Here is a 22,016-nt window from a genome sequence, read left to right as displayed (position 1 = left end):
AAGAGAATGTCAAAATATAAATGGACAATTAATTTGAGTGTAGCTACACCAATGATTTTAATTGCATCAATAATTATTTCTGGAGGTGGTCACGGATTTACAGAACAACTTATTGTTTTATTTCCTTGGGCATCTGTTTTTCTATCAGTTGAAGTCGAATTTCTTTTTTACTTTTTCGCTTTAATACAATTTCCTGTTTATGGACTTTTGTATGATAAAGCATTTGATAAGATAAAAACTTTATCAGTAATTACGATTATTCACATACTAATTGCAGTATTGGTTTTATTCTTAAAGTACAAATAAAATTTAACCTAATTATAGAGGTAGGTTTTTAATCCTTTTTCGCAACAATATGTTTTATGAACTCAAAATTCAAAATAAGAAAGATTGAAAACCAAGACCTAAACTTCGTCTACAAATCAATATGCGAACTCGAAAACGAAGTTTTAGATTTTGAAGTTTTCAAAACAATCTTCAATGAAAATATTTCAAACCCAAAAAATCTTTATCTCATCGCCGAAAACGAAAATGAAGGTTTAGGATTTATTAGTTTTCATACACAAAACCTTCTCCATCATTGCGGATTAGTTGGAGAAATCCAAGAGTTTTTTATTCAACAAAAATATCGTGGTCAAGGCGTTGGAAGATTATTAATAAATGAAATTTTGAATTTTGCAGAAGAGAATAATTTAAAAAGTATCGAAGTAACGACAAATAAAAAAAGAGTAGAAAATGTAGCGATTTATGAAAATCTTGGTTTTACTTTGAGTCATAATAAGTTTACGATTTATAAGTAATGAAACAACTAAACATTTCCATAAAACATAATCTTCTAGTCGGTTTACTGATTGGTTTATGGCTTTTTGTTTTTGCTTTCATTGTAAAACCCTTTGATGACGGAACTATAAATTTCAGAGCTTGGTTTTTAATCAGTTTTGGATTTAGTGTAATGGCATTTTTCTGTTATGGTCTTTTAGCTTTTATTCAAAAAAACTTTTACAAAAGAATAGGAAAATGGAATGTAACTTTAGAAATAATTGCCATTTTTCTTTTTTATATACTTTATTTAATTGGAGTTTTTGTCTTTTACAAAAGTCCAATTTTAAATGGCGGATATAGTTTTTTAGAATTCTTTTCGGCGATATTTATAAAAGTTGCTTTGATTTTAACTCCGGTAATTATTCTGGCAAGAAGATATTTGATCAAATTAATTCCCGTAAAAGATGATGTTTTATTATTTAAAGGAGAAAACAGATTAGATGTCTTAAAAATCAACAAAGCCGATTTAGTCTGTATTTCGAATGCACAAAATTATGTGGAGATTTTTTATATCGAAAACGGAAAACTTCATTCTAAACTAATTCGTTCTTCGCTTAAAAAAGTTCAGGATGATTTTGATTTTTTAATGCAGATTCATCGTTCCCATTTAATAAACCCAATGCATTTTAAATCTTGGAGAAACTCCAATACAATCATTTTGACTCAAATTGAACTTCCCGTGTCTAGAAATTACAAAGAAGATTTATTGGCTTTGTAAATTTTATACCTAAAACAATACATTTCGTACCTAAGTCAATAAAATAAGGCTTTAAGGTAAATTTTCATTTTAGTTTTGTTTCATCAATCTTTAAAACAAATTATGAAAACAAAACATTTTTGCCTTATCGGATTACTATTTTTTCTGATCAGTTATTTATTCTTTTCAAACCTTTTACCAAGTCTTAGCGAATCGATAGATTTTGCGCATTGGTTTAATTTAATCGGAGCTTGTTTATTAGTGTCTTTTAATGATGCATTTCCAAAAACCAGGATTAATAAAGTGGCTTCGGTTTTGACAACTTTTGGTGTTGTTGCGCATATCGGACTTTGCACAATCGATTTTATAATGTCGAGTTACGGAAATAACGAAATTGCAAAAGAAGCATTAAGCCATCAAATTACAATTTCACCATTAATTTTTTATCCATTTGTGGCTGTCAGTCCGTCTCTACTTTTTGTTGGTTTAGCAATTCATGCTTTTTCTTTTATAAAGAAAGAAATGGTAAAATCTTTAATGGTGATTATTGGTTCGATCGCTGTGGGATTTTCTTTTTTTATTTTGAAGAACGGAATTTGGATGTTTTTAAGCTGTTTCATTTTTGTTTTAGGGTTGGGATTGTTGCTTTTTAAAAAGGAAGAGGGAACGCAATTGAGTAAGGCGAATTTTTAAAAATCGTGATTTTCTCCAATCTTGTCATTTCGAGGAACGAGAAATCTCCGCAAGAAGCTCCGTACAGAACGTTGCCAATCTTTGTAGAGTTACTCGCGGAGATTTCTCGTTCCTCGAAATGACAAACTATGTGGAAATCGAAGCGATTTTTTTGTTTTTATTTGAAAGTTGTATTTTCGTTCCATAATCTAAACTTAAAAGATTGAAAAAACATATAAAATACTTAATTGCACTCTTTCTGACTTTTGTCTTGATTGTGGCTGACGGTACTTTATATTCTCAATCTAAATCAGCAGAATATTATCAATCTTCATTTGTAATTTTAAGAAGGGAATTAAATCTTGAAAATTCTCGTTTATATAAATTCGGACAAGCTGTTTCCTGGAATGAAATAAGATTTTCGATTGTTTTGAATTTTCTTAAAACCGAAAATGTCTTTACTTTTCAAATTAAAAAATTGCTGAAACTTCAAAATTTACTTTATCAAAAACTTACTTCGTTTATAAATCAATCTATTTTTATAAATGAAATAATCACTTCAAAACACTTCAATAAAAGTTTATACAGCGCTTAAGAAAATTTATTTCTAAGCATAGATGAAATAATAATGTCTAATCATTTATCATTTTCAAAATGTATAAACAAAATAATAATTCTCGTTTGGAGCAATCTAAACGACCACTTTTTCATTGGATAAAAAGAAAATTTATCATTATAATTACAGCCTTTATGTTAGGAATGGCAAACGGAATGCATACGGAAGATACAAGAATTAAAGGCAATCAAAATTATACAGAACAGCATAAAAAGGATTGATTTTTAATTTTTTGTTTCAAATGAAAATACTGTCTGTTTTTAATCAAAAAATAAAAAACAGACAGTAAATGTTAAAACTTTTTTTAATAGTTTTGAGCAAATTCTTACATGCGTTATTACATCTTAATATGAATAAAAACTCCAGGTTTTTTAAAAACGTTTTACTGCTTCAATTTGTTCCTATTCTTTTATTAGGTATTTTAATCGTGTCAAATTTCAGAGAACAAAAAACACTTAGAATCAGACAGCTTCATCCGTTTGAATTTAATTATGGATATGCAGTTCCGCTGCTAATTTTTGGAATCGGTTTGGTTCTCGCAGTTTTTGGTTTGTTTTCAAAACAAGAAAATATTACGCAAGAAGATGAAACACAGATTTTAAAAATAAAACGCCAACAGAATTTTTGGAAATTTGCATTTTACTGTAATGTATTCTTCATTGTTGCAATTGCTGTTTTTTCTGCAGTAATTTCTCGTGAAGAGCCTATCGTTATAGATCAGCCAATACTCTTTTACGGCTCAATAGTTTTAAGAGCTCTGCTTGTTGTTGTGATCAGTCTGGTAACGGCTTCGTTTTTTTTAGCAGCTGGAATCAATTGGAAAATCACTAAACCACTTGCTGTAATTTGTCTAATTTTTAGCTTTTTTATTATTGGCGCTTCAGTTTTTGGCGATGTTCTTTTTATGGGAAAATTTCATGAAGCATCTGAAAGTTATAAATTGACTAAGAACGAAAAAATAATTTCAACAAATCTAGAGGAAAGCCCAGAAAATTATGTTGAAAATGAAGAAAACGATGAAGAAAGTGATGATGCAACTTTGTTGTATAACTCTTGGATTTCTTTAATTAAAGAATGGGGAGGAACCGAAGGCGAGCAAGATCTTTTTACTGTTAGAAAATCGATAGAATACAGCCAGAAAGGTTATGATAGAGAAAATGACCATTACCTTTTGCAATTCATTGATGGTTTAAGAAATAATCCAGATCAGCTTTATTCAGAATTTGAAATGTATAGACCAGTGCTCTATAGCGCAGTATCTAAAGAAACCTATCTCGCAGCTAAGTTTGATAAAATCGTGAATGGATTATTATTGGCTTATGATGATATAGGAAATCAAGACGACAAATTAATTGAAATTTATCGGGTAATGGGAGCTGATCATGAGTATAGATCATCTCAGGACTAATACTTTTATGAATTTCAAAATTATTTTTCTCCAGTGACAATTCAAAAAATTAGAGACTTGGAAACTTCAGCCAGCTATACTTATTATATAGAATCAGATTTGATGTGGTTCTATGGTTTTTGGGCCAGAAGGCATAATGAAGGAAATATAAAAAAAGTTCGTATGATTTTAAAGGAGATAAAACAGCATTACGATCAAAATTCTGAAGAATGATAAAATCTTATAAGACAATTTTAATAGTTCAGTTTTTCGTGCTAATCGTTGTTGTGTTTTTATTTTATAATTTACAATACGGTATTGACTTTGTTGTAATTTCAAAAATTCCTTTACTTTTAATTGGTTTTTCTCTTTTTCTTATATTAGGAATTTCAATACTAATTCAGCGATTGATAATAGTTATTATTAATTCTGATTCTAGCGAAAATTTAAAAAATGGCGAAGATAAATTTTGGAGCAATTGTTTTTTTGCAAATGTAATTTTCAGTGCCATTGTATTTATTTTTTCTCTTGTTTGTGTAATTCTGAATTTAAAAATCGGTATAAAGGGTTTTGACGGTTTCGGAATACGTTTTTCTGTTTTTTTAGGAATTGCATTTACTGCAAGTTTTATTGTTGGTCTTCTTTTGAAGATAAAAAAATCTGTTAATGAAGTGAGTCCATTGCTTGGAGGTTTAATGATTTTTCTTTCACTGCTTATTTTTGGAGTCTCTTTATTTATCGGATTAAACAATCTGTTAAAGTTGCAGTATTCTGCCGAAGTAGTAGACTCTTTAAATACAATTCCTGAAGTAGAAGAAGCAACTGTAATGAGGACTGATACTGCCTATGCTGTTGTAGATAGTTTTGCAATAGATAGTTTGACTATTCGTCAAGAACTTGATAAAGTTAGAGATTATGAAGATGATTATTATGGCATTAAAGATTTTAGTTATCCTGAAATAGAAAAAGAAATTGATTCTAAAGGAATATTTAATGATGATAATTGGCATGAAACACAAGGTTTTCTTAGGGTTTTCTTATCAGATTTTTTGAAGCTGAAAAAAGCCCAGTCTTTTATGGAAATTAGAAGATCAATTCAAATGGGACTTCATTCAAATAATTTTTATGGAATTCTTGATAAAATTAAAATGGTTCGATATAATTCAAGAAATCTTGAAGATACATTTCAGAATTACCGTCCTTTAATTTATGCTTTTATATCCAATAAAGTTTATTACGACTCCAATTTGAATTTATTAGTAGATGCTCTTATTAAAAGTTATGACGATATTGATGCGTTAGATCCAAATATGAAGGTTCTGGAAAATATTTACGATAGTATGATTCCTTCTGGAAAACATCCTATGCTTTACTATAGAAAGATTCAGCCTTATGTTTCACCAGCAGTTTTACAGCTAATTAAGAAAAATGCTGATAGAAATGGAGAGAACTTATATAGTACTCAATTAACAACAGTATGGATTTATGGTTTTTGGGCAAGAAGAGAGAAGGAGAGGAATATAAGAGCTGTGCACAAAATCTTGCTTGAAATAAAAGAGCATTACGACGTAAAAGAAAATGATTAAATAAAAAAAACCGAAGCTATTTAAACTTCGGTTTATATTTGGAATTTGGGTTTTCAAAAATTGGGTTTAATTTTTTATTCCACCCATTTATAATATCTAGCCCCAATCAAAACTGGAATTTCTTTTTCAATTCTATCTAATACCCATTCGTTTTTCGGAGTTCTGACGCTTTGTTTTTGTTCTTTTTTGTGAAGACTTTCGTAAGTGTTGAAATCAATTTCTACGCTTTCGGCTAAGTTTTCGAAAAGTTTTACATTTTCTAATGCCGATTTCCATTCTGGCTGAATCATTCCTTCAAAAACTTTCGATTTCGATCCGCTTCCGTAAGCTAAGAAACCAAATTTAGTTCCAGCAACTTCTTTATTTGTGTCATAAAAATGAGCAAGAGTCGATAATAATCCCATGAAAATGGAACCTGTATAAAGGTTTCCAATTAATGAAGAAGCCAATTCTGCAGGCTGTAATTTCTCGGTTACAAAACTTCTGTAATCTTCAGATTTTGCCACTTCTTTAATTTTTGTTTGATAATCTGCAGGTGCAATATCATCCGCAATAATTTTTTCGGCACTATCTAAAGCATAGATTTCAGATAACATTCTTCTTCCCTGAAAAGAATATGGCAAGTGCATCACGATGCTATGCCAAGTGTTATATAAAGTTTCGGTTGTATTTTTTAATTTTTTGAATGAAAAATACGCATTTCGCGTACGATCCATATAACATTGGTTTGAATATTGTCCGTCAAAAACCGGCTGATCTTTATGGATTTCAATTTCGGCTTCTAAATTGTCAAACCAAGAATCGTTGTTAGAATTTTGAGTAATTTCTTCTTTAGAAATCGTTCTGTATGGTTTGAAAAAGTCAAAAACACCTTTTGTGCTTGTTGCCCAATTATCATCAAAAGCAATAATTTTTGGGTTTGCAGTAATTAACATGGCAACAGCTCCAGCACCTTGTGTGTATTCTCCGCCTGAGTTTAAATCATATTTTGCAAAATCAGAAGTAACTACAATTGCTTTTTTGTTTGGATTTAGTTTAACGAAATCAAGACAATTTTGCATCGCGTCAACGCCGCCAATACAAGCAAAAGTAAAATCTACAACATCGCATTCTGCTAAAGAATCTTCGCCAAATTTTTGCTCCATTAAACTAATTAAATAAGAAGCAATTGGTTTAGAACTGTCAATTCCACTTTCAGTACCAACATAGATTCTGCTGATTTCTTTTAAGTCAATTTTATTGTCAGTAATAAGTTTGGTTAAAGCATTTGCTCCAAAAACAACAGCGTCTTGATGAACGTCTGGAAAAGTCATTTTTAGTAAGCCAAGACCTTTTTCTAATTTTTCTGGTTCAATATTTCTGGCAACCGCCAAAGTTTTTATGGGTAAATGTATGTTTGCTACGTCAAAAGAAATAGCATCAATTCCTGTTTTCATTCTTATTTTTTTGAGCGGCTAAAGGTAAAACTATGTTGTGGAATGACAATTTTTTACTCAGACAAAATTTATGTGCGATGAAACTTTTAAAGAAAACAAATCAAAACTTTGAATAAAATAACAATATGATAAAAATTTCCTAATCTACTTAGAGTGCCATTTTGATTTTAAGGCTTAAGAAGCAGGTTCTTAAAAATTTTATACTAAATTATTTTTAATGAATTTAATTTTTGTACGTAAAAATACTTAGTAATGCGCTATTTTAAAATCATTATAAATAACAGCGAAATGGTTGTAGTTCTTTTGTAATTGAGTTATTTTTGTCTAATTTTTTAAAACAAACTACTTAACACTTATGGCACAATCTGCACAGTTGAATGCTTCCATCTTAAAGAAAGTGGCTATGGCTCTTTCGGGAATATTCTTAATCACGTTTTTAGCGCTGCATGTTTCCTTAAATTTTATTTCTATTCTTAGTGAAGACGTTTTCAATGAAGCTTCTCACTTTATGGGATACAATCCGCTGATTCAGTATGTAATGCAGCCAGTTTTGGCATTTGGAGTAATTTTCCATTTCGTAATGGGATTTGTACTTACAGCACAAAACAGCGCGGCAAGACCAATTGCTTACGCTAAATACAACGGAGCTGCAAACGCTTCTTGGAGTTCTAGAAATATGATTATTTCTGGATTGGTTATTTTAGCTTTCTTAGGATTGCACTTTTATGATTTCTGGTTTCCTGAAGTTAGCTACAAATATATAGCTGGTACAGCGCCAGATGCTACAAGATATTATGGTGAGTTAGTTCACAAATTTCACGACCCAATCCGTACAGCTTTATACTGTGTGTCTTTCATTCTTTTAGGGTTTCACTTATGGCACGGGTTCGCATCTTCTCTTCAATCTGTAGGGATGCACAACAAATACTCTAGATTTTTAGCAAAAGTAGGTTACGGATTTGCAGTTGTAGTTCCAGCTCTTTTCGTAATAATCGCTTTATTTCATCATTTCAATAATTAATATAAATTATAATGGCATTAGATTCAAAAATTCCAAATGGTCCTATAGCGGACAAATGGACAAATTATAAAGATCATATTAATTTAGTAAACCCTGCTAACAAACGTAATTTAGATATTATAGTTGTTGGTACAGGTTTGGCTGGAGGTTCAGCAGCAGCTACTTTGGCTGAATTAGGATATAACGTAAAAGCATTCTGCTTTCAAGATTCTCCACGTCGTGCGCACTCTATTGCAGCACAAGGGGGTATCAACGCAGCAAAAAATTATAAAGGTGATGGTGACTCAGTTTACAGATTGTTCTACGATACTGTAAAAGGAGGTGACTATCGTGCACGTGAGGCAAACGTTCACCGTTTGGCTGAGGTTTCTGCAAATATTATTGACCAATGTGTGGCTCAAGGGGTGCCATTGGCTCGTGAATATGGAGGACTTTTGGATAACCGTTCTTTTGGAGGAACTTTGGTTTCTCGTACATTTTACGCACAAGGACAAACTGGACAGCAATTATTGTTAGGAGCTTATTCTGCAATGAACCGTCAGATTGGTCGTGGAAAAATCAAAATGTACAACCGTCACGAAATGCTTGACATTGTAATCGTGAACGGAAAAGCGAGAGGTATTATCGCTCGTGACTTAATCACAGGAAAAATAGAAAGACATTCTGCTCACGCAGTAGTAATTGGTTCTGGAGGATACGGAAACGTATTTTTCCTTTCAACAAATGCTATGGGAAGTAACGCAACAGCAGCTTGGAAAATTCATAAAAAAGGAGCGTTTTTCGCAAATCCTTGTTATACGCAAATTCACCCAACATGTATTCCGGTTTCAGGAGATCACCAGTCTAAATTGACTTTGATGTCTGAATCTTTACGTAATGATGGTCGTATTTGGGTTCCTGCAAAATTAGAAGATGCTCAAGCAATTCGTGAAGGAAGAAAAAAAGCAATTGATTTATCTGAAGAAGAAAGAGATTATTTCTTAGAAAGAAGATATCCTGCTTTTGGTAACTTAGTTCCTCGTGACGTTGCGTCTCGTGCGGCAAAAGAAAGATGTGATGCTGGTTTTGGTGTTAACAAAACTGGAGAAGCAGTTTATCTTGATTTTGCAGCGGCTATCGAACGTTACGGAAAAGAAGCTGCTCACGTAAAAGGATTGAATGAAAATGATAAAGCTTTAGTTACTAAATTAGGAACTGATATCGTGAAAAGTAAATACGGAAACTTATTCCAAATGTACTTGAAGATTGTTGACGAAGATCCTTATGTAACGCCAATGATGATTTACCCAGCGGTTCACTACACAATGGGAGGAACTTGGGTTGATTATAACTTAATGACTACAATTCCTGGATGTTTCTCAATTGGAGAATCTAACTTCTCTGATCACGGAGCAAACAGACTTGGAGCTTCTGCTTTGATGCAAGGTTTAGCTGACGGATATTTCGTATTGCCATATACTATCGGAGATTATTTAGCTCCAGATATTAAAATGGGAACAATTTCTACAGACTTGCCAGAATTCGTTGAAGCTGAAAAAGCGGTTGTAGATCAAATCAATAAATTTATCAATAACAACGGTAAACATTCTGTAGATTATTTCCACAAAAAACTTGGAAAAATCATGTGGAATAAAGTTGGAATGGCTCGTAACGCTAAAGGTTTAACTGAGGCTATCGAAGAAATTGCTGCTTTACGTGAAGAGTTTTATAAAGATGTGAAAGTTCCTGGAAGCGCTTACGAATTTAATCAGGAATTAGAAAAAGCGACTCGTGTTGCCGATTTCTTAGAATTAGGAGAATTGTTCGCTAAAGATGCTTTACACCGTAATGAATCTTGTGGAGGTCACTTCCGTGAGGAATACCAAACAGAAGAAGGAGAAGCACTTCGTGATGATGATAACTTTGCATACGTTGCAGCTTGGGAATACAAAGGAAAACCAAGTGATGCAGTATTACACAAAGAACCTCTTAATTACGAAAACATTAAATTAGTTCAAAGAAGCTATAAATAGTATTTAGAAAAGTCTTGATACTTTTTTCTTAATACTTAATACTTATACAAAATGAAACTTACATTAAAAATATGGCGTCAAAAAAACGCTCAAGATAAAGGAGGGATTGTAGAATATCCTATCGATGGAATCGAACCAGATATGTCTTTCCTTGAAATGTTAGATGTTCTTAACGAAGGACTAATCAACAAAGGAGAAGAGCCAGTAGCATTCGATCACGATTGTCGTGAAGGAATCTGCGGAATGTGTTCTTTATTCATCAACGGTGAAGCGCACGGACCAGACAGAGGTGTTACAACTTGTCAGTTACACATGCGTATGTTTAAAGATGGTGATACAATTTTTATCGAGCCATTTAGAGCAAAAGCTTTCCCAGTAATTAAAGATTTAGTTGTTGATAGAAGTTCTTTTGACAGAATTCAACATGCAGGAGGATTTATCTCTGTAAATACTTCAGGAAATACAATCGATGCGAATACTATTCCAATCAACAAAGACGATGCAGATAAATCATTCGATGCAGCTGCTTGTATTGGTTGTGGAGCTTGTGTTGCAACTTGTAAAAACTCTTCAGCAATGTTATTTGTTTCTGCAAAAGTTTCTCAATATGCATTATTGCCACAAGGTAAAGTTGAGGCTGTTGATCGTGTATTAAACATGGTTCACCAAATGGATTTAGAAGGTTTCGGAAACTGTACAAATACAGGAGCTTGTGAAATCGAATGTCCAAAAGGAATTTCACTTGAAAATATCGCACGTATGAACCGCGAATATTTAGCGGCAAGTTTAAAAGGTTAATTTATCTTTTATATAAAATTAAAAAAGAGTTGTCTCAAAAAGACAGCTCTTTTTTTTATAAGCTTCGGAGAAGCTCAATATTTATAGCAAAGAATAAACGTTTACAACTTAAAGCTCCAGCGGAGCGACATATATTGAAATTGTAAAAAACATGTCGCACCCCTGGAGCTTTTTTATATTCTCTATTAAAATTCTATAAATATTTTACATCTTTCTAGGGTCTTGTGAATGGGATAATGTTCTATTCAATTAAAAGAACTATCCTTTTACAATTCCTTTTTTGTTTTCTATTCGTAATACAGTTGCGACGCGCTAATTTCTTGTTTTTCTTTTCCTTCTTTCTGAATAAAACAATTTAAAACTGTACCGCCAGTTGAGTCAAAATAACTGATGTTGAGTTTGTGAAATCCTTTTTCCAATTTAACAGCGCCATAAGCTTCGTTCATCCAATGAATACCATCATTATCTACAATTAATTCATCGTCGATAAAAAGCTTTGATCCATCATCTGAAAGGGTTGAAAAAATATAATTTTCTGTTTCTGGAATAAAGATGTATCCGTTAAATTTTAAGCCGATGTATGGCTCTAATTTCGTTTTCCATTTTTCAGCGCTGATTTTACCTTCTAAAATTCCTGAATTCACAGGTTTTGCAAGTTCTAAATCCTGAACCTGCTTAAATGTTCCTATAAAATATTCGTATTTCAAACCATTTTTTTTCGGCTGAATTGCCAAAGCAGATTTTAAATCTGGATTTCGAACAATGATTTTATTGATGGAACTTTTTTTGCCGCTTTCGCTGATTTGAATTGTTTTGATAATTCGATATTCTCCTTTTGGAATATTTATTGTTACAGGGTTTTGGAACAAATTTGCTGTTTCATCAGGATTGTATCCATCAATCGTATAAAAGATTTTTCCATTTTTAATGGTTGGTTTTAAATCTAAAATATATTTTGATGTGATTAAAGCTGTTTCATCAGAACCAAAAGGTGTCGGAACTTTATACAATCGATCTTGTAATTCTAATTTTTCTAAATGATACGGAAGTTGATTTTGAATAAAATGATTGTAATTTTTATTCGGAGTTTCTGTCCAGGCAATTTCTGCTAAAGCGAAAATTCTCGGATAAAGCATATAATTTAATTTTGCTGGACTTGTCAAATATTCCGACCAAAGATTGGCTTGGACTCCAATAATATATTTTTGTTCTTCGACAGATAAGCTGTCAACCAGAGTTGGATTGTAATTGTAAACTTTCTCTAAAGTACTTAATCTTCCAACTGTAAGCGGTTCATTTGGCGAATAACCTTGATTATAATCAAAATAAACTGTTTGTTCTGGAGTCATTACAACAGGATGTTTCAGTTTTGCAGCGTGAATTCCGCCCGATTCTCCACGCCAAGACATAACGGCTGCATTTGGTGCGAGTCCGCCTTCTAGAATTTCATCCCAACCAAAAACCTGTCTTCCATTTGCGTTCAGGAATTTTTCGATTCTTTTAATGAAATAACTTTGAAGTTCATGCTCATCTTTCAAGCCTAAATCTTTGATTCTTTTTTGACAATTCGGACAAACTTTCCATCTCGTTTTCGGACATTCGTCTCCGCCAACATGAATATTTTTACTCGGAAATAATGCCATAACTTCTGTCAAAACATCTTCTAAAAAAGTAAAAGTTTCGTCTTTTCCTGCACAAAAAACATCTTCAAAAACGCCCCACGATTCTACAACTTTATAATTTCGATCTGGAAAACAAGCCAAATTTGGATAAGCTGTAACTGCCGCAGAAGCATGACCTGGCATTTCTATTTCTGGAATAACATTCACATAATTAGCCTCGGCAAATTTTACCACTTCTTTGATTTCCTCCTGAGTATAAAATCCTCCATATGGATTTCCGTCGAAAAAAAATGGAGATCTTTCGAATTTATTCCCCACTAAAGTCTGCGCTCTTTTGGAGCCCACTTCAGTCAGTTTTGGATATTTTTTAATCTCAATTCGCCAACCTTGATCGTCGGTTAAATGCCAATGAAAATTATTTAATTTATAACTAGCCATTTGTGCAATAAAATCTTTTATAACAGCAACAGAGAAAAAATGACGGCAAACGTCTAAATGCAAGCCTCGGTAAGAATATCGCGGTTGGTCTTCTATAATTACGCACGGTAATTTTATTTCGCTCGAAATTTTGTTTGGAAGAAGCTGTAATAAAGTTTGAACAGCATAAAAAAGTCCTTCTTCTTTCCCCGAAACTGAAATTTTGTTCGAAGTAATTTCGATTTTATAGCCTTCTTTGGATTTGAAATTTACATCTGAATTAAACTCAATTTTAATATTTGATTTCTTAGAATTGTTTGAAGAATTGAAAGCTGATTCTAAAATTTTTGCCGATTTTAATTCCTTTTCACTATGATTTTTATTCGCAAAACTGACTTGAACTTTTCCATTTATGCGAATATTATCTCCTGTTAATTTATACAAATTTGGAGTTGGAATTATAGAATTGTTTTGTTGGGAATTTTGAGCATTTCCATTTAAAAAAGAAAGAAAGAAAAATAGAAAAAGGAATTTTTTCATAATTGAAAAACGTTAGATTTTATTAAAACGGAGTTTTAAAGATATGTAAAAGCTTTTAAAACTGGATTTTGAAAATATTTATTGTCAATACGACTTTTAGTTTCGTTGAATTATTTGCTGAAATGTTTATTTTTGTAATTAGAAAAAAACAATCGGCATGAGCACTGAAAATGAAGTTTTAAATTACAGTAAAGAAGAACGTAAAAATCATATTCTAAAAGAGATCAATTTGCACACGCGTGTAAGTTTTGAAACTCTTTCGGCTAAACTTGGCGTTTCCGAAGATACTGTTCGCCGTGATATTAATGAGCTTGACGCAGACGCACTTTTGATTAAAGTAAAAGGCGGCGCTATGACCAAAGGATATCACTATTCTTCTTCTAATCAGACTTATGCTGTCGAAGCCAAACAAGTTATTGCTCAAAAAGCGGTCGGACTTCTTCATGACGGAATGGTTTTAATTGTTGACGGAGGAACTACGATTCGCGAGTTCATCCGATTAATTCCAAACGATCTTAATTTGACCGTTTTTACGATTACGGCTTTAACTGCGGTTCAGCTTTTGGATAAACCAAATATCAAAACCATCATGATTGGCGGAAGCATTTCTTCTTACAGTCAGATGTGTGTTAGCGGAGAAGCTTTTCATCAATTGGCGAATATTAAAGCCGATCTTTTAGTTCTTGGAACAAATGCCCTTGACATCGATGGCGGTTATTCTGATTCTGACTGGGAAACCGTTCAGGTTAAAAAAGCAATGATTCAGGCTTCTAAAAAAACAGCGGTTTTAACTATTACTGAAAAATTAAATACAGTTCTTAAAATGAAAATCGCCAGTTTGTCTGAGATAAATTATGTGATTACCGAAGAAGAACCAAATGATAAAAAACTAAAATCATACAAAGAAAACTTTCCGAGTTTGACTGTGATTTAATCCCAATGTTTTACTAGAAAATCAATCCAATTTTGATGAAAAATCTTTTTTAAATCTTCATCAGCATAACCATGATTTTTAAATATTAAAACTAACTTTTGTAAATCGGCAATGGTGTCTAAATCGTACGGACATTGTTCTGTTCCAAAAGCGCCATCTAAATCTGAACCAATTCCGATATGATTTGCATTTCCTGCCAGCTGACAAATATGATCCATGTGTTTGAATGCGGTTTCTAAACTACAATTCATTTCTTTTGGCTGAGAAATACCTCTCTGCCAATTCGGAACCATCATCCAAGCATCTAAAGCACCGCCAATAACAGCTTCTCTCGAAATTAAAGCTTTAATCATTTCATCACTGTATTGCCGATTATGATCAACTAACGCTCTGCAATTGTTATGACTTGCCCAAACAGCACCGTTAAAATGATCTAAAGCCTGCCAAAAAGCATCATCACATAAATGTGTTGCATCGAGAATAATATTCAAACGTTCCATTTCTTTCAATAAATCAATTCCGTTTTGATTCATTTTTCCAGTTGCATCGGTTCCGTTGGCATATCTTCCCGGTCCATAATGCGCGGGGCCGACAGCACGTAATCCGTAATTGTAGGCTTTTTCCAAATAAGAAATATCAACGATTGAATCTGCGCCTTCTAAACTCAAAATATAGCCAATTGGTTTTTTGTCGTTTGGAGTTCCATCATTCCATAAATCAAAATGTTTTAGGAGCGATTTTTTATCCGTAATCTGAGTCATTTCGCCAGCTTCTTCCATGCTTTTGTACCATGAAATTTGTCCTTGCGTTTGTGCCCAAGCCTGTTCTGGAGAATTCCAACCTGGAATTAAACTGTCGGGTTTTACAAATCTTGCAATTTGAGTCGCAACAACAATTCCGATATTGCCACGTCTGAGATCAGGAAAAGAAACCGTTGCGCGTTCGCGATCGGGCTTGTCCGTCATTCCTTTTTCTAAATGGCGTAAAGTCGGAACATCATTTCTTATGTCTCGATTCCATTCCATTGCATTCATGCTGAGATCCAAATGAGCGTCTAGTATAAACATAATTCAGATTAAAATTTAAATAGTATTTTTTCGTCCTCGCGCGCCAACTGGCCATTGCGTATAAATTTGATGCTTTTTGTTTACGATTTGAAGATTATCATATAATGCAACAGTCGGGCAAACATGATACGGTTCTGCGTAAATAATGTCGCCGATTTCATATTCGTTTTCACCTCGGTTTTCTACAATCAAATGTTCTTCAGAATGTGCGGTTGGAATCAAATTCTCATCATTCAAAACAACCAATCTTTTATCAATCGGATTTTCAGATGAAACCGCTTTATAACCAATATCGACACAAAAAGTGTTTTTTGTTGGTTTAGAAATAATGGTTCCAACGATTACTAATGCAGGTTTAAAATCCTGTTCAGGAAGATTCGTTCGATAATTAGAATCCCAAAAAACAAAAGTTCCTGGATTGCATTCTACATTTTCTTGTTTGGCATAAAATGGAAAAGTATTAGAACCGCCAGCAACGATTTTTAAATCATAGTTAATTCTTTCAACTTGATTGATAATTTTATCGAATGCTTTTGAAACTTCTAAATTTCTTTCTTCTAAACTTCCTTTTATATGTCCGTCATAAATATGGATTCCCTTCAAATGAAGATTTTTAAATTTTAAAATTTCTTCAATTAATGCTGTCCAATCTTCAGAAATCGAAAATCCTGTTCGGTTCATTCCTGTATTTAAATCCAAATAAACAGAAAGTTTAAGGTTATTTCTTTTAGCAATTTCATTTAAATCTGAAGCCGTTTTCAGATTGTCTACAATAGCTGAAAAATGAATTTCTGGAAATTTTTTAAGTAATGCAATCCATCTTTCTGCTTTTAAACCAACAGGTTGATACGCTAAAAGAATATCTTCAATTTGCTGATTGGCGGCCAGTTCAGCTTCAGCAATTGTAGCGCATTTTATTTTCTTGATATTATAAATTTTAAAAAGCTCTAAAATCTCGGCATTTTTATGTGTTTTAATATGGGGACGTAATCTCTGAGTGTCGCCTTTCACATAAGAAATCAACTTCTCAATATTTTGCCGAACACGATCTTCGTAAACTGCTAAAAACGGAGTATCGATAAGTGTTTCAGAATTTATTTCCCACCAGTTCTTTTGCATGATTCTTAGTTTTTAGCAATTAATTGTAATCAGATTGAACATAATTTTTAAACACATAGAAACATAGTTTTTTATTTTTCTTGATTTAGAAAGATTGAAATAAATGACAAATCATTTACACATAGTTTATGTTTGTTAAAATAAGTGAAACGCCTTTAACTAGCATCAAAAATCTATGTTTCTATGTGTTTAAAAAAGAATTAGTATAATTCAAAAAACGCTTCAACTTCAACAGGAATATTATCAGGAAGCGATCCAAATCCGACTGCGCTTCTTACGCCGATTCCGTTTTCTTGTCCCCAAACTTCTGCAAATAATTCGCTGCAACCGTTAATTACATAAGGATGTTTTAGGAAATCTGAAGTGCAATTTACCATTCCGAGAACTTTGATCACTCTTTTTACTTTGCTTAAGCTTCCAAAATTGGTTACAATTGTAGAAAGCATTGTTAAACCAACTTGTCTTGCGGCTAATTTTCCAGCTTCGATATCCATATCTTCTCCAATGCGTCCGATGATTAAAGATTTATCGTCTTGAACTGGCCCGTGACCAGATAGATATAGATATTTCCCGTCTACTAAATACGGTTTATAAATTCCTAACGGCTGTGGAGCAGGAGGAAGCGATAAACCAAGACTTTCGAATTTTTCTTGTGGATTTAAACTCATGATTTTAATGTATTAAAGCGTTTAAAATAAATATAAATACAATTCCCAGAACAGAAACCAATGATTCCATAACTGTCCAGGATTTAAAAGTGTCTTTTAGACTAATATTAAAATACTCTTTGAACATCCAGAAACTTGGATCATTAACGTGCGAACACATTAAACTTCCAGCTCCAACAGAAAGTACAAAGAGATTGGGATCAAGATCGTTTGATTGTAGTAAAGGTAATAAAACGCTGGCTGTCATTAATCCTGCCGCGGTTGCAGAACCCACGCAAATACGAATTATCGCCGCCATAATCCAGGCCAATAAAAACGGATGAATATTAACTTGATTTAAAGTCGCAACAATAGTTTCGTTTACACCGCTTACAATCATGACTTCTTTTAGGCAACCCGCACCGCCAACAATTAAAACAATTAAAGCAACATCTTTTATAGCTTGTGTATAATCGTCCATAACAGAAGACATGCTTCTGTTCATTTTAATTCCTAAAGTATAAGTGCAAAGCAGAAGCGATAATAACATAATGATACTTGGATCGCCGATAATTTTGCAAATAGCAATCAGTTTTTCATTGTCTGAAATTAATGGAAGTAGAGAAGTAATCGTCAATCCGAAAACGGGAAATAAGGCGGAGAATAAACTCAATCCAAAACTTGGCAGTTTGCCTTCGTTTGTAATTTCTTCGACATTTAAAATTTCATGTTCCGATTCTGTTTTGATGTTTTTAAAACGAGTCGAAAACCAAAGTCCGGCAATTAAAATGGTCGGAATGGCGATTATAATTCCGTAAATTAAAACCAAACCAATATCCGCTTTTAAGATACTGCTTAACGCCATTGGCGAAGGATGCGGCGGAAGAAATCCGTGTGCAACAGAAAGCGAAGCCAGCATAGGAATTCCCAAATAAACTTTTGATAATTTAAATTGATGCGCAACAGAAAAAATCAGCGGAACTAAAAGTACAAATCCAACGCTATAAAAAAGAGGAATTCCGATTATAAATCCAGTAATCATTAAACCCAAACGAACATATTTTCTGCCAGTCCAATTCATAACTGTTTTGGCAATCACTTTTGCGGCTCCAGAAGAAACTGCCAATTTACCAATACAAGTTCCGAAAACAATAATTAAAGTTATTGAGCCGAGCATTTCGCCAAGACCTTTTTGCAAAACTGGAGAAATCGTTTCTACTGGCAATCCTAAAAAAAGCGCAGCCAAAAGTGACGTAATGATAAACGCTATAAACGGATTAATTTTAAACCAAGCAATCTGTAAAATCAAGAAAATAATGCAAGCTGTGAGTATCAAAATGCTCATGATTTGTAGTTGGTTTTTAGTTAGTTATAATTGTGGTAAGATTTTCAAATATATAAAATAATTTCACACATCGCATTTTTTTTTGCAAAAACTGCATTTTTTTTGCAATCATAATGTTAAAAATGTGTGGTGATAAATCAAGATTACGCCGATGTTTTCTACCTTTATATAAAAATATACTGAAATGAAAATTGCTTTAATTCAAACAGACCTTTTTTGGGAAGATGCTTCAAAAAACAGAGAAAATTTCGATTCAAAAATTAATGAAATCGATTCTGAAATAAATTTAATTGTACTTCCAGAAATGTTTTCGACGGGATTTACAATGAATGCTTCGGATATTGCGGAAACCATGCAAGGAGAAACTGTTGAATGGATGAAATTGAAAGCAAAACAAAAAAATGCGGCAATAACCGGAAGTGTCGTTATTACCGAAAATGGAAATTTTTATAACCGAATGTTTTTTGTTTTTCCTTCTGGGGATTTTCAATATTACGACAAAAGACATTTGTTTTCTCTTGCGGGAGAAAATGAGTTTTACACTCCAGGAACTGATAAAGTAATTGTTGATTATTTAGATTGGAAAATCTGTCTGCAGATTTGTTATGATTTGAGATTTCCTGTTTTTGCTCGAAATGTCGAAAATTACGATCTGCTTTTATATGTTGCCAACTGGCCCAAAGTTCGAACCGGGGCTTGGGATACTTTACTAAATGCACGTGCAATAGAAAATCTAAGTTATGTTGCGGGCGTAAACAGAATTGGTTTTGATGACAATAATTTTGAACACAATGGACATACGCAACTTATTGATTTTTGGGGAAATTATATAATAAAGCCACAAGAAACAGAAGGTGTTTTTGTGGCTGAATTGGATAAAAATATGATGTTGGAAACTCGTAGAAAACTTAATTTTCTAGGAGATCGTGATCAGTTTGAACTTAAGTTTTAAAATGCCTTTAGTTTCTTTTCGGCTTCAATCAATCTCTTCATTTCTATTTCAATTAGAATGGAGAATGGATGTGCAAAATGTAATGATAACGCAATATTTTACGTATGTTTTTTCTTAATTTTTTTGTTTTTAGCACTGTCTTAAATATAAAATCATTATTTTTATGAAAGTTATTTCTGTAATTTTTTCTAAAATATACCAAGTGCACGTGGTCTATTAGAAAAATATTACGGAGAAATGTTTTAGTCATTATTAACTTTTAATCAAAAGCATGAAAAAACTTAAAGAAATGATTTTGTCGAACACTATTAGTTCGCTTACCGCAAATGAAATGAAAAATACATTTGGAGGCACTGTTCCCCTAGAACATCCTGACGGTGATGTTTATGGTACCCAATTTTGCAAATGGACATGTGTAAGTGGAGCTTCAGCAGGAAGAACAGGTAACTCAATGGCTGCTTACACAGTTGGTGTTGCAACTTCTATATGCGGTGAAGGAAATTTTAGCATAGTTTGTTAAGATAATAACTTCTTAAAAAGAAAAACCTCGAGATGTAGAGATATCTCGAGGTTTTTTTATAAATGTTAGATGTGATTTTTTAGTCTTTAGAAAGCCTTCCGTTTCTTTTCGGCTTCTTTTTTCTTTTTGTCGTCTGTCTTTTTCTCGACTTCTGGACTAAATGGTATGCTAAGGTCAATAGTTTCTTCTACATCCCAATTCGATCGGACATCGACGCCTTTTTGATGATAAAACACTTCCTCAGAATAGGTTTTCTTTAAGAAATTTCCGGTGTCGTAAACTTTATTTTTATTGTCATCATAAATGACACGAATCGTAAATTCTGTAGGAACAACTAAATTGAATGTAATTTTGGTTTCGCCTTCAGAATATGCGCTCGCAAGAACTTCGTCTCCTTTTTTGTTTGTTATATCTACAATAATCGGAAAACGTTTTACATTTTTGAGATTCAATACCAAATTACCATAATCTTCTAATTCTTTAGTAGTTAATTTAAAAGATAAAGTGTCATTTGCCTTTTCGTAAAAGTCAGTTAAAGCGCCTGGCAAGAATGTGAAATTATACTTTTCTACAGGTTCTTTTTTGAAATCGACATAGAGCTTTTGTTCAAACTCGTCATATTCGGTAGTGAAATCTACTGCTGTAGAATCTTTATTGACCAATGAAATTTTAGATTTATCAAATTTTACCAAAGGAGTTTCGGTTTCCAGCGTAAAACGTTCTCTAAAATTAATGACACCATTTTGTACCGCCTTAATATTTAAGGTGTCTTTTTTCATGTTTTTAATCTTCAAAGAAAACTTTTTGTCAAAGTTGTCTTTTGATACTTGCAACGATAATGAATCTGTTTTTAGAGGCTTAAACCAAAGTTGAAGCGAGTCTTTTTTAGGGAATTGCGTTACGATGGTTTCCAGAACTTCATTTCCGTTTTTAAGAACGATTTTTGGTTTGGCATTCTTAAGATCTTGTTTTCCTTCGTACGGAAGTAATAATCTGTTTCCAGAAGCCTGAATTGGTTTGAAAGCTTTGAAAGGCAATACTTCTTTAAATAATTCTAGTTCGTAAACCGTATCAGTCGGAATTGTGATATATTGTTTTAAAAATCCAATTTTATCGTCTTTCGGATTAAATTTATTGTTCCCGCCTTTATCCTTCAAAGCAACCAAAAGATATTTTCCTTCTTTTAAATTCTCAAACTGAAAAGTTCTCAAACTATCTAAAGTGTTGGTAATATAACGCGGAAAATCTTTGTAAATGGTAGAATCTTTAAACTTGTCATTTACTTCATACAACATTACAGAAACAAAATTATCTACATATTTATCTTTTGCATCTTTAATTCGTCCGCTTAATTTTAAAGAGTCAATATACGGACCAGTTGAAAAAACATATTTAAACTGATTTATAGCATTTCCTTCATTATTATCTGTAATAGCCTGTCCAAAATTAAAACTGTAAGTAGTATTTGGCTGTAGAGTGTCTTTAATGTCGATTTTAATAAATTTACTAACCGATGTTGGCGAGAAAAGTGGCTCGTGCTTCATCGGCGGAGAAATAATCAGCTGTTTGTTCAGGTTTTTAAGCTTGATATATTCATCAAAATTTAAAGTAATCGTATTTCCTTTAAAGTTTGTGCTGTAATTTTCAGGAAAACTAGATATCAAAACTGGCGCTAAAGTATCTTTTAAACCGCCAGTAATACTGCCTCTTTTTGCACAGCTTATCATTGATATTACTATAATAAATGAAATATATTTTAAGGTGTTTTTCAACATAAGGGTTTTTCAATTTGATTGCACAAAATAA

22 protein-coding genes are annotated in these 22,016 nt (G+C 32.6%); 15 read left to right on the top strand and 7 right to left on the bottom strand.

Annotation, left to right across the window (positions count from 1 at the left end; genetic code table 11):
- The first annotated feature begins 6 nt into the window (after positions 1 to 6).
- From NYQ10_RS03180 to NYQ10_RS03140, 9 genes are all read left to right on the top strand, one after another.
- Positions 7 to 306 carry a hypothetical protein gene (locus NYQ10_RS03180; RefSeq protein ID WP_289878860.1) on the top strand — a complete coding sequence of 100 codons (300 nt, stop codon included), beginning with the start codon at positions 7 to 9 and terminating at the stop codon, positions 304 to 306.
- Between the two features lie 56 nt (positions 307 to 362).
- Positions 363 to 800 carry a GNAT family N-acetyltransferase gene (locus NYQ10_RS03175; protein ID WP_289878859.1) on the top strand — a complete coding sequence of 146 codons (438 nt, stop codon included), beginning with the start codon at positions 363 to 365 and terminating at the stop codon, positions 798 to 800.
- Positions 800 to 1,540 carry a LytTR family DNA-binding domain-containing protein gene (locus NYQ10_RS03170; protein WP_289878858.1) on the top strand — a complete coding sequence of 247 codons (741 nt, stop codon included), beginning with the start codon at positions 800 to 802 and terminating at the stop codon, positions 1,538 to 1,540. Before NYQ10_RS03175 ends, NYQ10_RS03170 begins: the two co-directional genes overlap by 1 nt.
- A 102-nt stretch (positions 1,541 to 1,642) precedes the next feature.
- Complete coding sequence (locus tag NYQ10_RS03165) at positions 1,643 to 2,212, top strand: hypothetical protein (RefSeq protein ID WP_289878857.1); 570 nt, start codon at positions 1,643 to 1,645, stop codon at positions 2,210 to 2,212.
- Between the two features lie 202 nt (positions 2,213 to 2,414).
- Positions 2,415 to 2,786, top strand: coding sequence for a hypothetical protein (locus tag NYQ10_RS03160; protein WP_289878856.1), 372 nt, complete (start codon positions 2,415 to 2,417; stop codon positions 2,784 to 2,786).
- Positions 2,787 to 2,845: 59 nt separating this feature from the next.
- Positions 2,846 to 3,028: a hypothetical protein gene (locus tag NYQ10_RS03155; RefSeq protein ID WP_289878855.1), complete on the top strand. Its 183-nt coding sequence runs from the start codon at positions 2,846 to 2,848 to the stop codon at positions 3,026 to 3,028.
- Between the two features lie 128 nt (positions 3,029 to 3,156).
- Positions 3,157 to 4,215, top strand: a complete 1,059-nt coding sequence (locus NYQ10_RS03150) for a hypothetical protein (RefSeq protein WP_289878854.1) — start codon at positions 3,157 to 3,159, stop codon at positions 4,213 to 4,215.
- Positions 4,216 to 4,272: 57 nt separating this feature from the next.
- Positions 4,273 to 4,428 (top strand): hypothetical protein, encoded by a 156-nt coding sequence (locus NYQ10_RS03145; RefSeq protein ID WP_289878853.1) that lies wholly within the window; start codon positions 4,273 to 4,275, stop codon positions 4,426 to 4,428.
- Positions 4,425 to 5,780, top strand: a complete 1,356-nt coding sequence (locus NYQ10_RS03140) for a hypothetical protein (RefSeq protein ID WP_289878852.1) — start codon at positions 4,425 to 4,427, stop codon at positions 5,778 to 5,780. Before NYQ10_RS03145 ends, NYQ10_RS03140 begins: the two co-directional genes overlap by 4 nt.
- A 74-nt stretch (positions 5,781 to 5,854) precedes the next feature.
- On the opposite strand, the gene NYQ10_RS03135 is transcribed toward NYQ10_RS03140, so the two are convergent.
- Entirely contained in the window at positions 5,855 to 7,216 is a 1,362-nt protein-coding gene (locus tag NYQ10_RS03135; RefSeq protein WP_289878851.1) for a hydroxymethylglutaryl-CoA synthase family protein, read from the bottom strand.
- Between the two features lie 355 nt (positions 7,217 to 7,571).
- Between NYQ10_RS03135 and NYQ10_RS03130 the strand changes: the two genes are divergently transcribed.
- From NYQ10_RS03130 to NYQ10_RS03120, 3 genes are read left to right on the top strand one after another with little or no spacing between them, the layout of a single operon-like run.
- Positions 7,572 to 8,237: a succinate dehydrogenase cytochrome b subunit gene (locus NYQ10_RS03130; RefSeq protein ID WP_229355577.1), complete on the top strand. Its 666-nt coding sequence runs from the start codon at positions 7,572 to 7,574 to the stop codon at positions 8,235 to 8,237.
- 11 nt (positions 8,238 to 8,248) lie between these two features.
- Positions 8,249 to 10,249 carry a fumarate reductase/succinate dehydrogenase flavoprotein subunit gene (locus NYQ10_RS03125; protein ID WP_289878850.1) on the top strand — a complete coding sequence of 667 codons (2,001 nt, stop codon included), beginning with the start codon at positions 8,249 to 8,251 and terminating at the stop codon, positions 10,247 to 10,249.
- Between the two features lie 51 nt (positions 10,250 to 10,300).
- Positions 10,301 to 11,047, top strand: coding sequence for a succinate dehydrogenase/fumarate reductase iron-sulfur subunit (locus NYQ10_RS03120; RefSeq protein ID WP_091494507.1), 747 nt, complete (start codon positions 10,301 to 10,303; stop codon positions 11,045 to 11,047).
- A 287-nt stretch (positions 11,048 to 11,334) separates the two neighbouring features.
- On the opposite strand, the gene NYQ10_RS03115 is transcribed toward NYQ10_RS03120, so the two are convergent.
- Complete coding sequence (locus NYQ10_RS03115) at positions 11,335 to 13,626, bottom strand: family 20 glycosylhydrolase (protein ID WP_289878849.1); 2,292 nt, start codon at positions 13,624 to 13,626, stop codon at positions 11,335 to 11,337.
- A 157-nt stretch (positions 13,627 to 13,783) separates the two neighbouring features.
- On the opposite strand from NYQ10_RS03115, the gene NYQ10_RS03110 reads away from it, so the two are divergent.
- The gene (locus NYQ10_RS03110) at positions 13,784 to 14,560 is read left to right on the top strand and encodes a DeoR/GlpR family DNA-binding transcription regulator (protein ID WP_289878848.1); all 777 of its coding nucleotides are present in this window, start codon (positions 13,784 to 13,786) and stop codon (positions 14,558 to 14,560) included.
- On the opposite strand, the gene NYQ10_RS03105 is transcribed toward NYQ10_RS03110, so the two are convergent.
- The 4 genes from NYQ10_RS03105 to NYQ10_RS03090 form a co-directional block, all read right to left on the bottom strand.
- Complete coding sequence (locus NYQ10_RS03105; protein ID WP_289878847.1) at positions 14,557 to 15,627, bottom strand: dipeptidase; 1,071 nt, start codon at positions 15,625 to 15,627, stop codon at positions 14,557 to 14,559. The genes NYQ10_RS03110 and NYQ10_RS03105 overlap by 4 nt on opposite strands.
- Positions 15,628 to 15,642: 15 nt before the next feature.
- Positions 15,643 to 16,746 carry a D-TA family PLP-dependent enzyme gene (locus tag NYQ10_RS03100; RefSeq protein ID WP_289878846.1) on the bottom strand — a complete coding sequence of 368 codons (1,104 nt, stop codon included), beginning with the start codon at positions 16,744 to 16,746 and terminating at the stop codon, positions 15,643 to 15,645.
- Between the two features lie 200 nt (positions 16,747 to 16,946).
- Positions 16,947 to 17,414, bottom strand: coding sequence for a RidA family protein (locus tag NYQ10_RS03095; protein ID WP_289878845.1), 468 nt, complete (start codon positions 17,412 to 17,414; stop codon positions 16,947 to 16,949).
- A 4-nt stretch (positions 17,415 to 17,418) separates the two neighbouring features.
- Positions 17,419 to 18,738, bottom strand: coding sequence for a GntP family permease (locus NYQ10_RS03090; protein WP_289878844.1), 1,320 nt, complete (start codon positions 18,736 to 18,738; stop codon positions 17,419 to 17,421).
- Between the two features lie 184 nt (positions 18,739 to 18,922).
- Here NYQ10_RS03090 and NYQ10_RS03085 point away from each other — a divergent pair, with 184 nt between their 5' ends.
- A complete protein-coding gene (locus tag NYQ10_RS03085) occupies positions 18,923 to 19,690 on the top strand; it encodes an amidohydrolase (RefSeq protein WP_289878843.1) in 768 nt (255 codons plus the stop codon).
- A gap of 295 nt (positions 19,691 to 19,985) precedes the next feature.
- On the top strand, positions 19,986 to 20,210 hold the full coding sequence (locus NYQ10_RS03080; RefSeq protein WP_289878842.1) for a hypothetical protein: 225 nt from the start codon (positions 19,986 to 19,988) through the stop codon (positions 20,208 to 20,210).
- Between the two features lie 86 nt (positions 20,211 to 20,296).
- Here the strand turns inward: NYQ10_RS03080 and NYQ10_RS03075 are convergent, their stop codons facing one another.
- Positions 20,297 to 21,985: an Ig-like domain-containing protein gene (locus NYQ10_RS03075; protein WP_289878841.1), complete on the bottom strand. Its 1,689-nt coding sequence runs from the start codon at positions 21,983 to 21,985 to the stop codon at positions 20,297 to 20,299.
- Positions 21,986 to 22,016: the final 31 nt, after the last annotated feature.

The organism is Flavobacterium johnsoniae (genome assembly GCF_030388325.1).
GTDB lineage: Bacteria > Bacteroidota > Bacteroidia > Flavobacteriales > Flavobacteriaceae > Flavobacterium > Flavobacterium johnsoniae_C.
The sequence above is the reverse complement of the archived record's forward strand: the minus strand, read 5'-3'. Positions and strand labels throughout refer to the sequence as shown.

Bases quoted from the DNA above. Each gene is read 5' to 3' on its own strand.
- NYQ10_RS03150 (WP_289878854.1), top strand. From the start codon at position 3,157: ATGAATAAAAACTCCAGGTTTTTTAAAAACGTTTTACTGCTTCAATTT.
- NYQ10_RS03155 (WP_289878855.1), top strand. From the start codon at position 2,846: ATGTATAAACAAAATAATAATTCTCGTTTGGAGCAATCTAAACGACCA.
- NYQ10_RS03115 (WP_289878849.1), bottom strand. From the start codon at position 13,626: ATGAAAAAATTCCTTTTTCTATTTTTCTTTCTTTCTTTTTTAAATGGA.
- NYQ10_RS03135 (WP_289878851.1), bottom strand. From the start codon at position 7,216: ATGAAAACAGGAATTGATGCTATTTCTTTTGACGTAGCAAACATACAT.
- NYQ10_RS03125 (WP_289878850.1), top strand. From the start codon at position 8,249: ATGGCATTAGATTCAAAAATTCCAAATGGTCCTATAGCGGACAAATGG.
- NYQ10_RS03165 (WP_289878857.1), top strand. From the start codon at position 1,643: ATGAAAACAAAACATTTTTGCCTTATCGGATTACTATTTTTTCTGATC.
- NYQ10_RS03075 (WP_289878841.1), bottom strand. From the start codon at position 21,985: ATGTTGAAAAACACCTTAAAATATATTTCATTTATTATAGTAATATCA.
- NYQ10_RS03175 (WP_289878859.1), top strand. From the start codon at position 363: ATGAACTCAAAATTCAAAATAAGAAAGATTGAAAACCAAGACCTAAAC.
- NYQ10_RS03090 (WP_289878844.1), bottom strand. From the start codon at position 18,738: ATGAGCATTTTGATACTCACAGCTTGCATTATTTTCTTGATTTTACAG.
- NYQ10_RS03140 (WP_289878852.1), top strand. From the start codon at position 4,425: ATGATAAAATCTTATAAGACAATTTTAATAGTTCAGTTTTTCGTGCTA.
- NYQ10_RS03120 (WP_091494507.1), top strand. From the start codon at position 10,301: ATGAAACTTACATTAAAAATATGGCGTCAAAAAAACGCTCAAGATAAA.
- NYQ10_RS03170 (WP_289878858.1), top strand. From the start codon at position 800: ATGAAACAACTAAACATTTCCATAAAACATAATCTTCTAGTCGGTTTA.
- NYQ10_RS03130 (WP_229355577.1), top strand. From the start codon at position 7,572: ATGGCACAATCTGCACAGTTGAATGCTTCCATCTTAAAGAAAGTGGCT.
- NYQ10_RS03180 (WP_289878860.1), top strand. From the start codon at position 7: ATGTCAAAATATAAATGGACAATTAATTTGAGTGTAGCTACACCAATG.
- NYQ10_RS03105 (WP_289878847.1), bottom strand. From the start codon at position 15,627: ATGTTTATACTAGACGCTCATTTGGATCTCAGCATGAATGCAATGGAA.
- NYQ10_RS03110 (WP_289878848.1), top strand. From the start codon at position 13,784: ATGAGCACTGAAAATGAAGTTTTAAATTACAGTAAAGAAGAACGTAAA.
- NYQ10_RS03095 (WP_289878845.1), bottom strand. From the start codon at position 17,414: ATGAGTTTAAATCCACAAGAAAAATTCGAAAGTCTTGGTTTATCGCTT.
- NYQ10_RS03085 (WP_289878843.1), top strand. From the start codon at position 18,923: ATGAAAATTGCTTTAATTCAAACAGACCTTTTTTGGGAAGATGCTTCA.
- NYQ10_RS03100 (WP_289878846.1), bottom strand. From the start codon at position 16,746: ATGCAAAAGAACTGGTGGGAAATAAATTCTGAAACACTTATCGATACT.